Origin of the sequence: Brachybacterium sp. UNK5269, assembly GCF_049266655.1 — a bacterium.
In the GTDB taxonomy this organism is placed as follows: domain Bacteria; phylum Actinomycetota; class Actinomycetes; order Actinomycetales; family Dermabacteraceae; genus Brachybacterium.
The window spans coordinates 3,440,653-3,454,156 of the sequence record NZ_CP184883.1; the positions used below are offsets into that span (position 1 = coordinate 3,440,653).

The following is a 13,504-nucleotide window of genomic DNA, read 5'->3' on the forward strand; positions in this document are numbered from 1 at the left end:
GCGGGGTCGGTGCGGCGGGGCGCGGTGGCCGCTCAGAAGTAGAGGAGCGAGGCGAGGCCCGCGAGGACGGCGCCGATCAGGGGGCCGAGGACCGGCACCCACGAGTATCCCCAGTCGGAGCCGCCCTTGTTCCTGATCGGGAGGATCGCATGCGCGAGGCGCGGACCGAGGTCTCGGGCCGGGTTGATGGCATAGCCGGTCGGTCCGCCGAGGGAGGCGCCGATCCCGACCACCAGCAGCGCGACCGCGAGGGGGCCGAGGTCGTGGGGGGTGTTGCCGAACATGATGATCACGAAGATCAGCACGAAGGTCGCGATGATCTCGGTGACCAGGTTCCAGCCCTTCGAGCGGATCTCCGGGCCGGTGGAGAAGGTGCCCAGGATGGTGGCGGGGTCGGTCTCCTGGTCGTAGTGGTTCTGGTAGGTGAGCCAGGCCAGCACCGCTCCGAGGAAGGCGCCGATCATCTGGGCCACGAAGTAGGTCAGCGTGGTGCCGAGGGTGATGGGGATGCCCGGAGCGTACTCGGTGGCCTCGCTGAACAGGAGGCCGACGGTGACGGCCGGGTTGATGTGGGCCCCTGTCTTGAAGGCGGTCCAGACGCCGGCGAAGACCGCGAGCCCCCAGCCGAAGTTGATCAGCAGCCAACCGCCGCCGTGGCCCTTGGTCCTGCCCAGGATGGCGTTGGCGACGACGCCGCCGCCCAGCAGCGTCAGCACCGCGGTGCCCGCGATCTCCGACAGCAGGATCGTGCCGATGGTGTCCATGGGTTCTGCTCCTCTCCGCTCCGCGTCGATGCGGAGCGATCGGGGGTCCGACCACGGGTCGCCGGCGCCTGCCGCCTCCGCAGGTCGCGAGAGGGCGGCGGGTGCGAGCAGGGACGTCCGCCCCACCGCTCGTCAGGGAGCGGGGGCCTGGGACGGGAACCGGGTCGGGGGGTCGCGGAGCTCGGGGAGCGCTCCGCGGGGACGCACACGGTGCCCGCCCCTTGCGGGGCCCGGATCCTCGCTCCGGGCCCCGTCCTGCCTCATCCTCTTCTCGGCACCTCCGGAGCGTCGGCGAGGCGGGCCGCGGCCTGCTCATCGCTGGTGGTGCGCTCGCCCTCCAGCCGGGCGGCGATGAAGTCGCGGTAGGTCTCGATCTCGCGCCGGCGGGCCTCGTCGTCCCAGCCCAGCTCGGGGCCGACCAGGGCGGCGACCTCGTCCGCGGCGGCGACCCCGCGGTCGCGGGTCTCGTAGTCCAGCCGGGTGCGGCGCTGGAGGATGTCGGCCAGGTGGAGGGCGCCCTCGGCGCGCACCGCGTAGACCGCCTCGGCCCGCAGGTAGCGGGGGGCGTGCTCGAGGGGGGTGCCCAGGGACGGGTCCTCGTCGATCAGGGCCAGCACGTCGCTCAGCAGCGCCCCGTAGCGGAACAGCAGACGGTCGATGCGGACCTGGTCGAAGCCGTACCGCGCGGCGAGACGGTCCTTGTCGCGCACCAGGGCCTGGTAGCCCTGCGCGCCGAGCACCGGGATCGAGCGGGTCAGGCTGGGCCGGCCCGGCTCGGTCTCGCGCAGCGCGAAGTCGACGACATCCTCGGCCATCACCCGGTAGGTGGTGTACTTGCCGCCCGCGACGGCGCTGAGGCCGGGCTCGACCTCCATCACGGTGTGCTCGCGGGAGACCTTCGTCGACCCTGCGTCGGAGCCCTTCTTCAGCGGCTGCAGCAGCGGGCGCAGTCCCGTGTACACGCCGATGACGTCCTCGCGGCTGAGGTCGTCGGCGAGCACCGCATTGGCGTGCTCGAGGACGTAGTCGATGTCGTCGCTGGTCGCGGCGGGGTGGGCGACGTCCTGCTGCCAGGGGGTGTCGGTGGTGCCGATCACCCAGTACTCGTCCCAGGGGATGATGAACAGGACGGACTTCTCGGTCTGGGTGATGATCCCGGTGTCGGGGGCCGCGGGGATGCGGTCGCGGGCGACGGTGATGTGGATGCCCTTGGAGGCGAGGACCTCGAGGCCGGCGTCGGCCCCGGCGAGCTCCTGCTGGTCCTGGGTCCAGACCCCGCCGGCGAGGATGGTCTGGCGGGCGTGGATCTCGAACTCCTCGCCGGTCTCCTCGTCGCGCACCCGGGCGCCGCTGACGCGCTCGCCCTCGTGGAGGTAGTCGACGACCCTCGTGTAGTTCGCGACCGCGGCGTCGTGCTGCGCGGCGGAGCGCACCAGCATCAGCACGAAGCGGGCGTCGTCGACCTGCGCGTCGGAGTACTCGAGGGCGCCGACGGCCTTGTCGCCGTCCAGCGCGGGGAACACCTCGAGCATCTTGCCGTGCAGCAGGTGCCGGTGCATGGGCACGGCGCGCTTGCGGCCGACGGACTGCATGGCGTCGTAGAGCATCACGCCGGAGCCGATGAAGGCCCGGTCGACGACGTGCTTGAAGAAGGGGAAGACGAACTTGATGGGCTTGACCAGGTGCGGGGCGGTGTGGCGGATCAGCAGGTCCCGCTCGCGCAGGGCCTCGGCGACCAGCTTGAAGTCGAGCATCTGCAGGTAGCGCAGGCCCCCGTGCATGAGCTTGGAGGAGCGCGAGGAGGTGCCGGAGGACCAGTCGCGCGCCTCGACGAGGCCGACGCTCAGGCCGCGGGTGGCGGCGTCGAAGGCCGCGCCGGCGCCGTTGACCCCGCCGCCGACGACGAGCACGTCCAGGGGGTTCTCGGCGGTGGCGGCGCGCAGACGGGCGAGATGCTCGGCCCGGCCGGCCGGGGTGAGGGCGGACCGCTGCTGATCGGTCACGGGGCTGCTCCTTCGCACTGACGCCTGGTGGTCGAGGTGCCCGCGCGGTCGACGTCAGGGTCGGTGGATGCGACGGGCACTGCGGTCATCGTGGGACCTCCGTGCATCCGGGCGCAAGCCGCGTGCACGAACGTGCACGACCGTGCGAAACTGGGGCCATGGCAGAGGCGTCCCGGCTGGAGTCGGCCTTCGAGGCTGCACGGATGTACTACGGCGAGTCCCAGACCATGGAGGCGATCGCCGGGAGCCTCGGCGTCTCCCGCTCGACGGTCTCGCGGATGCTGCGCGACGCCCGGGAGGCGGGGCTGGTGCGGATCTCGCTGCGGCCCCCGGGCGCCCACCGCATCGAGGAGCTGGGTCGCCGGATCTCCCAGCAGTACGGGGTGCGGACCCGGGTGGTCCCGGCCTCCCCCGGTGACGGGGAGCGTGAGCGCCTGCAGGCGGTGACCGAGGTGGGGGCCGATCTGCTGGACGACATGCTGGAGCCGGGGACCACGCTGGGGCTGGCCTGGGGCACCACCATCGCGTCCCTGCTGGGCAGCGTCACCGCCCGACCGGTGCCGGGGATGAGGATCGTCCAGCTCAACGGCGCCATCAACACCGAGGGCTCCGGGCTCACCTATGTCTCGACGGTGCTGGCCCGGGCCGCGACGCTGTGGGATGCGCCGGTGCACCACTTCCCGGTGCCCGCCTTCTTCGACTTCGCCGCCACCCGGGACGCGATGTGGCACGAGCGCTCGGTGCAGCGGGTGCTCGAGGTCCAGCAGCAGACCACCCTCGCCGTCTTCAGCGTGGGCGCCTTCGACGCGGACATCCCCAGCCACGTCTACACCAACAACTACCTGGCCGAGGAGGACCTGCGCTCGCTGCGGGCCGACGGGGCGGTCGGCGACGTCTGCACGGTGTTCCTGCGGGCCGACGGCAGCTACCGGGACATCGCGATGAACGCCCGCGGCTCCGGGGCGGATCCCGGGCGCCTGGCGCGGATCCCGCGCCGGCTGCTGGTGGCCTCCGGGCCGCGCAAGGCGCTCCCCCTGCGGGCGGCGCTGCGCGCCGGGGTGGCCACGGACGTCGTGGTCGACGAGGTCACCGCCGCGAGCCTGCTCGCCCTCCGCTGAGCGCGGGCGCCGCCGCACCCCCGCGTCCCCACACCCCCACGCCCCCACGCCACCACGCCACCACGCCACCACGCCCCCACTGATGATGATCGAGTCAGCATCTGTTCCAGATCTGGCTCTTCCTGGAACGGAATGGCGCAATCGCCGTCGGCCGGGATCGCCGCGCCGGAGTGGGGCCGGCGTGGGACAGGGCCGTCACGGCCGGGGTCCGCGGATGCGCAGCGACAGCTGCCGGCGTGCGACGTCCCGGAGCCCTTCGCGGATACGCTCCTCGCTGGGCACGGCCAGGCCGTGCCTCTGGGCGGTGCGCCGCAGTCGGAGCAGGAGCCGGAGCGGACGCCAGAGGTCGTCCCCGTTCGCGCGCACCAGGGTCCACCCGTACGAGGCGAGCTCCTCCCGCCGGGCCTCGTCCTCGCGCCATTGCTCCTTGGTGAGGCGATGTCCCTCACCGTCATATTCGAGACCCAGCCCGACCGCCTCCCACGCGAGATCGATCTCCCGCAGCTGGTTGGAGACAGGATCGCGCACGGGGAGGTTGGGAGTGGCCGACGGGAAGCCGACGGCGTCGAGCAACAGTCGCATCACGGTCTCGCCCGGCGAGCGGACGCTCATGCGCGCGAGGTCGAGCGCCGCTCGCAGTCGCGGTGCTCCGGCCCGCCGATGAGCCTCGGCAATCACCTCCGACAACGCGGGCAGGGTCGTCCGGGCGGTCGTCGTCTGCGGGCCCACGACGGCCTCGATGGCCGCAACGACATCCCACAGCGGCATCAGCGTCGCCAGCTCCCGCAGCGTATCGCCGGGCGAGGAGACGATGAGGCCACCGACCCTCGCGATCTCGCCGCCGCGACAGCGGTGCACCACTGCTCCCCTGCTGACGCCCGCGCTGCCGCCCCGCTCGACGCGGCAGTGCAGCATCGGGAGCTTCGCGCCCGCGGCCAGGGATCGGTCCGGGAGCACGGCGGGAATGAGAGGAACGCCTTCGCGCGTGGGCAGGTCCGGCCGACGGAGAAGCCCGACGCCGTCCTCCAGCCTCCACGGCAGGGGAACACCCCACAGCAGCGCAGCGGTCGTGTGGCTGAGAACGCTGCCGCGCTGGACCCGGTTCTGCAGAACCCACGCCATCGCATTGACGGTCGCCGGATGGACGGTCAGGGTGTGGTAGCCCGGGAAGACCGTCGTGAAGCGATCGGAGGCGAGGTCACGCGGATGGAACCCAGCGGCTAGCCATTGGGAGCGGTGGAGCAGCGCTCCTGCGAACCTTCCGCTGTCTCGTGGCATGCCTCGACGGTAGGGACGGTTCGCCGCAGCGGCGTTGCGAGGTGAGAACGTGTGGACAAAACCCTCTTGGGGAGGGTCGATCGCGGCGGAGGCATGGGTCCCGGGGTGGTGTCGCACCGATCCGAGGCGGCAACGCCGAGCCGGCCCCGGACCATCGGCCGGACGCATCGGTCGGATCGGGCCGAGCCCGATCGGGCCAGGTTTCGATCCAGATCGGCCGGATCATGGAACGGATGGAAGCAATTCCCGTCGATCGGCGGCGGACGACAGCGGCCGACGGCGGCGGACGGCAGCGGCCGATCGGCGGCCGACGGCGCGCCGCCCGCGCCCGCGCCGCTCAGCCCTCGGCCGCCGCCAGGTCCAGCCGCTCGGGATGCGTGTACACGTTCATGCGGCCGTCGCCGTCGTCGAGGGCGCGGGTGAAGCCGACCAGTGTCATGCCGAACTCCTCCGCAGTGTCCACGGCCAGGGAGCTGGCGGCGGAGACGCAGGCCAGCAGCGGGATCCCGGCCATGCAGGCCTTTTGGGCGATCTCGAAGCTGGCGCGGGAGGAGACCAGCAGGAAGCAGTCGCGCAGCGGCAGCCGGTCCTCGAGCAGGGCCCAGCCGATGACCTTGTCGACCGCGTTGTGGCGCCCCACGTCCTCGCGGACGACCAGCAGGTTCCCCTGCAGGTCGACCAGGGCGGCGGCGTGGACGCCGCCGGTGCGGGAGAAGACGGCCTGCTCGTCGCTCAGCGCCCGGGCGGCGGAGAGGATGATGCGCGGATCGATGCTCCAGGTGGTCATCAGGGTGAAGCGGCTCTTCTGGCGCACCGCGTCGATGCTCTCGGAGCCGCAGACCCCGCAGGCAGAGGTGGTGGTGAACTTCTTCGTGATCACCGGCAGCAGCTGGGGTCGGGAGGTGGTGAGGTCCATGACGTTGTAGGTGTTCTGCGCGAAGCCGCTGCCCTGGTCGACCACGGCGCCGTCGCAGTAGCGCGCCTCGGCGATGTCCTCGCGGTGGGCGATCATGCCCTCGCCGTGCAGGAAGCCGTGGATCAGTTCGACGTCATGGCCGGGGGTGCGCATGGTCAGCGACAGCTCCTGGCCGTTCAGCCGGATGTCCAGCGGCTCCTCGACGGCGACGTGGTCGCCCTTGCGCCCGGCGTACAGCTTCCCGTCGCGCACCCGGACGGTGCGGATCCGCGTGTTCTCGGTGACCCTGCCCATCGTCCGAGGATAGTCCGCCGACCTGCGCCGCGGTCGGTCCGGTGCGTCACTCCGGGGCTGCCCGGGACGCGCTCAGCGCCCCTGGACGGCGACCGTGCGGGCGACCTCGAGCTCCTCCTCCCAGCCGCGCAGGTTCTCCTCGTAGTTGCGCCGGCGCAGCTCGGGATCGCGGCTGAGTCCGGCGAAGCCGCGCTCGCGCACGGTGAGCCGGACCCCGTCGGCCCGGGTCCTGCCGATGGGGTCGATGACGAACTCGACGGTGTTGGTGGGGGCGTCGGAGATCGACCCGAGGCCACCGCCGAGCCAGCGGAAGCGCACCCGGTGGGGCGGTTCGCGCAGCTCGGTGACGATCGAGAAGACGCCGTGGACGGGGTCGACGACGCGGGAGATGCCGCCTTCGGTGGTGATCTCGTGCGGCCGGTACTCGCCGTCGTTGATGAACCAGCCGGGTTCGGCGACGATCCGGAACACGGTCTCGGCGGTGGCGGGGATGTCGATGCTGAGGACGATCTCGTCGGGGACGTCGCCGGTGACGTCGGGGGCGGGGGCGTCGGCCATGACTGCACTCCTGGGGTGAGGCCGTGGCCCGGTGCGGCCACGGGTCCCCCCGATCCTATGCACCACCCCGCGCCGGTGGCAGGTCCGGGATCGGCCGACGGTCCGCGCGGCGGCGCCCCGGCCCCGATGCCGGGTCCGGGGCGCCGTCCAGCGCGGGAGCGGTCAGCTCAGGACTTCGTCACCGCGGCCGCCAGCAGGTTCAGCGACTGCTCGAGGTCCTCCTCGGGGATCGCCGGGAAGCCGACGCGCTCGAGCAGCTTCTGGTCGGTGACCTTGGACCAGTCGTAGGTCAGCGAGACCTCGGTGGAGTCGGACCCCTGCGCCTTCAGCTCGTAGAGCCACTCCCAGCCCAGCGGCCCCTCGGGGGCGCTGCCGTCCTCGCCCTCCGGAGCCGGCTGCCAGCCGATCATCTTGTTCTCGTCGAAGGCGGTGACGAAGTTGTGGGTGCGGTAGTCGCCGCCCATCGCCTCCCGGTGCATGTTCATCACGAACTTCTCGCCGGTCTTGGTGATGCGCTCGGTGTCGTCGGCGCTGCGGACGCTGCCGGAGCCGTCGAACTCGGGGTGGCGCGCCGGCAGGGTGAGCAGGGCGAACAGCTCCTTCGCCGAGGCGTCGACGGTGCGGGTCACGGTCAGGTGGGTCTGGTTGCTCGTCATGCCGTCCACCCTGCCGCGTGGCGGCCGCGTTGTCACCCGCGAGCCGACCGCACGGTCAACGGTGCAGGCCAGGCAGACGCGATCAGACCAGTCCCTGCTCCGTGAGCCACTCGGCGGCGATGTCGGTGGAGCTCGCCTGGTCCACGACGCTGCGGCGGTTCAGCTCCACCAGGTCGTCGGCGCTGAGCGCTGCGAGGACGCGCTCGATCGCGGCCGCGGCGGTCTCGTCGATCGTCGCCGAGACCACCGGCACCACGTTCTGCGGGAGGATCAGCGCCTCCGGGTCCTCGAGCACCACCAGGTCGTTCTCGGCGATCGAGGGATCCGCGGTGTAGATGTTCGCCAGCTGCACGTCGCCGTCCACCAGGGCCTGCACGGTCAGCGGGCCACCGGAGTCCTCGACGGGCACCACGGAGACATCCACGTCGTAGATCGCCTTGGCTCCCTCGGGGCCGTAGGGTCGCACCTCGAACTCGCTGTTGGCGGCGATCTCGAGATCCTCCTCGACGCCCGCGAGGTCGCCGATCGAGGTCAGCGAGTGCTCCTGCGCGAAGGCGGAGGTGGTGGTGTAGGAGTCCTGGTCGGACGCCTCGGCGAAGGCGAGCACCCGCAGTCCCTCGGGCAGCGCCTCCCCGAGGGCGGCGTGGATCTCCTCGGGGCTCGCCGAGGCGGCCTCGGGGTCGTAGTGCTGGAGCAGGTTGCCGAGGTACTCGGGCAGCAGGTCCAGGCTGCCGGCCTCGAGCTCCGGCATGTACACCTCGCGCTGACCGATCTGGTACTGCCGCTCGACGGTGAGCCCCTCGGCCTCGAGCACCTGGGCGAACAGCTCGGCGATGATCTCGTTGGAGTAGTAGGCCTGGGAGCCGATGACGACGGAGCCGGCCGCGCCGCCGGCGTCGGACGCGGTGCCGCTGCCGCTGTCGGCGGTCTCCTCCTCGAAGGGGTCGGAGCTGCCGCAGGCGGCGGCGCCGAGCGCCACCCCTCCGAGGCCGAGGGCGCCGAGCAGGTGACGACGGGTGCTGTGGATTCTCATGGGATTCTCCTAGGGCGGGCGGATCGGTCGGGGACGGGGCGCGGCGGCCGCCGCAGCGGTCGTCGCCGGCAGGGGTCAGACGGGGCTCAGCCCGCGCGGGGCGGTGAGGCGCTGGGTGAGCAGCAGGGCGAGGTCGAGCAGCAGGGCCAGGGCGATCACCAGCAGCGAACCGCCGATCATCTGCGGATAGTTCTGGACGCCCAGGCCCTGGAAGATGAACCGCCCCAGCCCGCCGTTGCCCACGTAGGCGGCGAGCATGGCGGTGGCCACGACCTGCACGGTCGCGCCGCGGAAACCGCCCACCAGCAGCGGCATGCCCAGCGGGAGCTCGACCCGGGTCAGGATCTGCCACTCGGTCATGCCCTGGGCACGGGCGGCGTCCACGGTCGCCGGCGCCACGGACTCCACCGCGGAATAGGCGCCGGCCAGCAGGGAGGGCAGCGCGAGGATCACGAAGGACAGCAGCGGGGCCGTCAGCCCCACCCCCAGCAGCAGCGCGAAGAGGGTGACCAGGCCCAGGGTGGGCAGGGCGCGGGCCGCGCCGGCGGCGGCGACCGCCAGGCCCTTGAACCGCCCGGTGTGGCCGACCCACACCCCGAGCGGGACCGCGATCAGCGCGGCGGCCACCACGCCGAGGGCGGTGTAGCCCAGGTGCTCGAGCAGCCGCAGCGGGATGCTGCCGGGGCCGCTCCAGCGGCTGGGCTCGGCCAGCCACCCGAAGGACTCCAGGAAGACGTTCCCCTCGTTCATGGGCGCCGCACCTCCGTGCTCCGGGTCCAGGGCATGATCGCGCGGCCCAGCAGCACCAGCAGCGCATCGGCCAGCAGGGCGAGCACGGCGGTCAGGACCACCCCGGCCAGGATCTCCTCGAGGATGCCGCGGCGGATGCCGTCGGTGAAGAGCATGCCGAGGCTGGGCACGCCGAGCACGCCGCCGACGGTGACCAGCGAGATGGTGCTGACCGCGACCACCCGCACCCCGGCCAGCAGCACGGGGCCGGCCAGCGGCAGCTCGACGCGGAAGAAGCGCGCCGCGGGGGCGTAGCCCTGGGCGGTGGCGGAGCCGAGCACGTCGCGGCTGACGGAGCGGAAGCCGTCCGAGGCGGTGGGCACCATCAGGGCCAGGCCGTACAGCGACAGCGCGATGGCGATGTTCAGCGGGCTGCGCACGCTGGTGCCGATCAGCCCCGGCAGCAGGACGAACAGCGGCAGCGAGGGGATCGCGTACATCAGCCCCGAGGCGGTGGTGACGCCCGCGCGCAGCCAGCCGACCGCGTTGGCGAGCTTCGCCAGCGGCAGCGACAGCGCGAAGGCGATCAGGATCGGCGGCAGCGCCTGCAGCAGGTGCGCGCCGGTGTACCCGCCGATCAGGCCGAGGTTGTCCAGGACCCAGATCATGGCGGGCCCGCTCCGGCGCCGGTGCGGGGATGGGGCTCGAGCACCCCGGCGGCGCGGCCGTCGGCGTCCACCACGATCTCGCGGCCGTCGATCCGCTCGACGTGCAGGGTGCGGGCGCCCCGGTCGGCGCCCACGAAGCTGGCCACGAACTCGTCGGCCGGGGCGGCGAGGATCTCCTGCGGGGTGCCCACCTGGGCGATGACGCCGCCGGGCTTGAGGATCACCACCCGGTCGCCGATCAGGAAGGCCTCGTCGATGTCGTGGGTGACGAAGACGATGGTCTTGCGCAGGTCCCGCTGCAGGCGCTGCAGCTCGAGCTGCAGTTCGCTGCGCACGATCGGGTCGACGGCGCCGAAGGGCTCGTCCATCAGCAGGATGTTGGGGTCGGCGGCGAGTCCGCGGGCCACCCCCACCCGTTGCTGCTGGCCGCCGGAGAGCTGCGCGGGGTAGCGGGAGGCGAGCGCGGCATCCAGGCCGACGGTCTCCATCAGCTCCTGGGCGCGGGCGCGGGCCTCCCGCTTCGCAGTGCCGCGCAGCACGGGCACGGTGGTGATGTTGTCCAGCACGGTGCGGTGCGGGAGCAGCCCGGAGGCCTGCATGACGTAGCCGATGCTGCGGCGCAGCTGCACCGCGTCGAGGCTCGCGACGTCGTCGCCGTCGATGTGGACGCGCCCCGAGGTGGGGTCGACCATCCGGTTGACCATGCGCATCAGGGTGGTCTTGCCGGAGCCGGAGGTCCCCACCAGCACCACGGACTCGTGGGAGGCGATCTCCAGGCTGAAGTCCTCGACCGCGACGGTGCCTCCGGGGTACTCCTTGCGGACGTGCTCGAATCCGATCACAGGGCCTCCCAGCGGCGGCGGTCCGACGAGCGATCACTGCCGGCGGGCACACTGTACCCAGATCCCCCTGCAGGGCACCGGGGTGCCCCGCCGGCCCGTGTCACCGCGCGCCCTGCCGCTCAGGCCGCTGCCGCGGCGAGGGCCGGGCGCACCGAGACGCTGAGGTCACGGCGGTCGATGACCAGGGCCTGGCCCTCCCCCACCTCGAGGTAGTTCGTCTGCTCGATGCCGGTCGAGGCCACGATCACCCGCTCGGCATCGATCCGGTAGCGCAGCGAGTAGTTGTCCACCTCATGGTGCGGCTTTGCCTGGGCGGGATCGGACTGCTGGTAGGCGATCATCACGTCGGGCGTCATGTACAGGCAGTTCAGCGCCTCGGGGACCCGGGTGCCGTGCTCGAGGCAGAGCGCGGTGATGTCCGCGGCGGCGCGCTGCACGGCGGTGGCCGCATCGGCCTCGCGGGCGTGGAGCTCGATCAGGGAGAAGAAGAGCTCCGAATCGGTGGTGCCCTCGGGGGTGCGGCCGCCGCGGGCGAGCACCGCCTCGCGCAGCTCCGGTGAGAGGTCGAACTGGCCGTTGTGCGCGAAGACCCTCTCGCCCTCGCGGAAGGGGTGCGTGTTGGTCAGCTGCAGGGGCAGGCCGGGGCTGGCCTTGCGCAGGTGCACGAGCATCATCGGGCCGGTCGCGGCGCCGACCGCCTCGCGGTAGGCGGCGGACTCGCGCGCCCGGTCCAGGTGGCGGTGGATCTGCGGCCGACGGGGGTTGGCGAGCGGGAGTCCGGGGTCGTGGGCGCCCGCGGCGAGCGCGACCTCGGCATCCTCGGCGGCGAACCAGGCCACGCCCCAGCCGTCGCCGTGGACCTCGGACTGGGCGGTGAAGGGCTCGATCTCCTCGGCGACCGCGCGGTCGAGGGAGATGGGCTCACGGGAGACGACACCGAGCAGGCGGCACATGGGCGGGACCAGCTTTCCGGAGGGGCGGTGGGGGCGGAGCGGCCGGGCGAGCCGCTCAGCCTGCGGCCGCGCGGGCCTTCATCCTCGCATCGAGCGCGAGTGCCACGCGGGTGAGCAGGAAGTTGATGACGATGTAGATCAGCGAGACGACCAGGTAGGTCTGCACCAGGTAGCGGGTGATGGAGACCAGCGTCTTGCCCTGGAACTGCAGCTCGTTGTAGCTGACCACGTAGCCGAGGGTGGAGTCCTTCAGCAGCGTGACCAGGGCCAGGATCAGGCTGGGCAGGACCAGGCGCACCGCCTGCGGCAGTACCACCGCGACCATGGCGTCGCGGCGGCTGAGGCCGATCGCGGCCGCGGCCTCGTGCTGCCCCTTGTCGACGGCCTTGATGCCGGCGCGGAACACCTCGGCGGTGCTCGCGGCGGAGACCAGGATCATCGGGATCACCAGCATCCAGAACCGCGGGAAGGTCACGCCGAAGGCGGGCAGGGCGAGCAGGAAGGCGTAGACCACCAGCAGCATCGGAATGCCGCGGAAGAACTCGATCCAGGTGGTGGCCGCCGCGCTGAGCAGGGAGAACCGCGACAGCCGGGCCAGCGCCAGCAGCAGGCCGAAGGGGAAGGCCACGACGGCGGCCGCGGCGGTGACCTTCAGGGTGCCCCAGAGGCCCTGGCCGAGGAAGGCCAGGTAGTCGACCCGGAGGTAGACGATCCACTTGTCGGCATCCAGCTGGCCGTTGCGCTGGAACTGCCAGAGCCCGGCTCCGAGCAGGGCCAGGATCACGACCACGCTGAGGACCGAGATCAGCAGGATGCGGCGCCGGCCCCTGGGGCCGGGGGCGTCGAAGAGGACCTGGGTGGCGGTCGCGGAACCGGTGCGCGCGCTCATGCCTGGGCTCCTGCCGCGACGTCGAGGGTGCTGCGGGCGCGCGAGCGGCCCCGCTGATCGCCCGGGAACACGGCCCGCTCGATCACGTTGCCGAGCGCCGCCCCGCCGAGCGACATGCCCAGGTACACGGCGCCGGCGACCAGGAACATCACCACGGCCCGGCCGGACTGGATGTTGAGTGTCTGGGTGACCCAGGTGATCTCGGTGACCGCGATCGCGGAGCACAGCGCGGAGCCGATCACGGTGCCGATGAAGACGTTCACCAGTGGCTGGACCATGGTGCGGAAGGCCTGGGGCAGCACCACGAAGCGCAGCGTGCCGAAGAAGCCCAGCCCGATCGAGCGGGCGGCCTCGGCGTGGCCGATGGGCACGGTGTTGATGCCCGAGCGCACGTTCTCGCAGACGAAGGCGGCCGACGAGAGGGTCAGGCCCAGCACCCCGCACCAGAAGTACGGCAGGACCAGACCCACGTCGGGCAGGCCGAAGGCGATCAGGATCAGCAGGCTCAGCAGGGGGATGTTGCGGAAGATCTCGACGTACACGGTGGAGGCCCAGCGCAGCGGCGGGATCGGGCTGACCCGGCACACCGCCAGGATCGTGCCCAGGACCAGCGCGAACACGTAGCCGAGCACGGTCAGTGCGACGGTGGTGGCGATGCCCTGGCCGAGCAGCGGGAGATTGTCCCGCAGCAGGGCCAGGCTCTCCCGCACGAACAGGAGTATCTCTTCCATGGGGTCCTCTCGTGCGGTCGGTGCCGGGGGCGGGACGGGCTCGGGGCCGCGGGCTCAGCGCGCGCGGGGCCC

14 protein-coding genes are annotated in these 13,504 nt (G+C 72.2%); 1 reads left to right on the forward strand and 13 read right to left on the reverse strand.

The features are described 5' to 3' along the window. Positions 1 to 32 precede the first annotated feature (32 nt). Together ACOJUI_RS15870 and ACOJUI_RS15875 are read right to left on the reverse strand one after the other, a co-directional pair. Positions 33 to 755 carry an MIP/aquaporin family protein gene (locus ACOJUI_RS15870; protein ID WP_422117688.1) on the reverse strand — a complete coding sequence of 241 codons (723 nt, stop codon included), beginning with the start codon at positions 753 to 755 and terminating at the stop codon, positions 33 to 35. Positions 756 to 1,024: 269 nt separating this feature from the next. Beyond that, entirely contained in the window at positions 1,025 to 2,767 is a 1,743-nt protein-coding gene (locus ACOJUI_RS15875; RefSeq protein WP_422115894.1) for a glycerol-3-phosphate dehydrogenase/oxidase, read from the reverse strand. 158 nt (positions 2,768 to 2,925) lie between these two features. Between ACOJUI_RS15875 and ACOJUI_RS15880 the strand changes: the two genes are divergently transcribed. Next, entirely contained in the window at positions 2,926 to 3,885 is a 960-nt protein-coding gene (locus ACOJUI_RS15880; RefSeq protein ID WP_422115895.1) for a sugar-binding transcriptional regulator, read from the forward strand. A gap of 195 nt (positions 3,886 to 4,080) precedes the next feature. Here ACOJUI_RS15880 and ACOJUI_RS15885 read toward each other — a convergent pair whose 3' ends face one another. The 11 genes from ACOJUI_RS15885 to ACOJUI_RS15935 all read right to left on the reverse strand — a co-directional run bounded on the left by ACOJUI_RS15885 (position 4,081) and on the right by ACOJUI_RS15935 (position 13,432). Continuing rightward, entirely contained in the window at positions 4,081 to 5,163 is a 1,083-nt protein-coding gene (locus ACOJUI_RS15885; protein ID WP_422115896.1) for a hypothetical protein, read from the reverse strand. Between the two features lie 337 nt (positions 5,164 to 5,500). Next, positions 5,501 to 6,373 (reverse strand): formate dehydrogenase accessory sulfurtransferase FdhD, encoded by an 873-nt coding sequence (fdhD, locus tag ACOJUI_RS15890; protein WP_422115897.1) that lies wholly within the window; start codon positions 6,371 to 6,373, stop codon positions 5,501 to 5,503. A 72-nt stretch (positions 6,374 to 6,445) separates the two neighbouring features. Beyond that, positions 6,446 to 6,931: a polyketide cyclase gene (locus ACOJUI_RS15895; RefSeq protein ID WP_422115898.1), complete on the reverse strand. Its 486-nt coding sequence runs from the start codon at positions 6,929 to 6,931 to the stop codon at positions 6,446 to 6,448. Positions 6,932 to 7,098: 167 nt separating this feature from the next. Beyond that, entirely contained in the window at positions 7,099 to 7,587 is a 489-nt protein-coding gene (locus tag ACOJUI_RS15900; RefSeq protein WP_422115899.1) for an SRPBCC family protein, read from the reverse strand. An 82-nt stretch (positions 7,588 to 7,669) separates the two neighbouring features. Continuing rightward, on the reverse strand, positions 7,670 to 8,620 hold the full coding sequence (locus ACOJUI_RS15905; RefSeq protein WP_422115900.1) for an ABC transporter substrate-binding protein: 951 nt from the start codon (positions 8,618 to 8,620) through the stop codon (positions 7,670 to 7,672). Positions 8,621 to 8,695: 75 nt separating this feature from the next. Then, positions 8,696 to 9,370 carry an ABC transporter permease gene (locus tag ACOJUI_RS15910; RefSeq protein WP_422115901.1) on the reverse strand — a complete coding sequence of 225 codons (675 nt, stop codon included), beginning with the start codon at positions 9,368 to 9,370 and terminating at the stop codon, positions 8,696 to 8,698. Next, complete coding sequence (locus ACOJUI_RS15915) at positions 9,367 to 10,017, reverse strand: ABC transporter permease (protein ID WP_422115902.1); 651 nt, start codon at positions 10,015 to 10,017, stop codon at positions 9,367 to 9,369. Before ACOJUI_RS15915 ends, ACOJUI_RS15910 begins: the two co-directional genes overlap by 4 nt. Next, on the reverse strand, positions 10,014 to 10,859 hold the full coding sequence (locus tag ACOJUI_RS15920) for an ABC transporter ATP-binding protein (protein WP_422115903.1): 846 nt from the start codon (positions 10,857 to 10,859) through the stop codon (positions 10,014 to 10,016). The genes ACOJUI_RS15915 and ACOJUI_RS15920 overlap by 4 nt, the downstream gene beginning before the upstream one ends. 119 nt (positions 10,860 to 10,978) lie before the next feature. Continuing rightward, positions 10,979 to 11,812: a class II glutamine amidotransferase gene (locus ACOJUI_RS15925; RefSeq protein WP_422115904.1), complete on the reverse strand. Its 834-nt coding sequence runs from the start codon at positions 11,810 to 11,812 to the stop codon at positions 10,979 to 10,981. Positions 11,813 to 11,867: 55 nt separating this feature from the next. Then, positions 11,868 to 12,701 carry an amino acid ABC transporter permease gene (locus tag ACOJUI_RS15930; protein WP_422115905.1) on the reverse strand — a complete coding sequence of 278 codons (834 nt, stop codon included), beginning with the start codon at positions 12,699 to 12,701 and terminating at the stop codon, positions 11,868 to 11,870. Next, positions 12,698 to 13,432 (reverse strand): amino acid ABC transporter permease, encoded by a 735-nt coding sequence (locus ACOJUI_RS15935; RefSeq protein WP_422115906.1) that lies wholly within the window; start codon positions 13,430 to 13,432, stop codon positions 12,698 to 12,700. The genes ACOJUI_RS15930 and ACOJUI_RS15935 overlap by 4 nt, the downstream gene beginning before the upstream one ends. Positions 13,433 to 13,504: the final 72 nt, after the last annotated feature.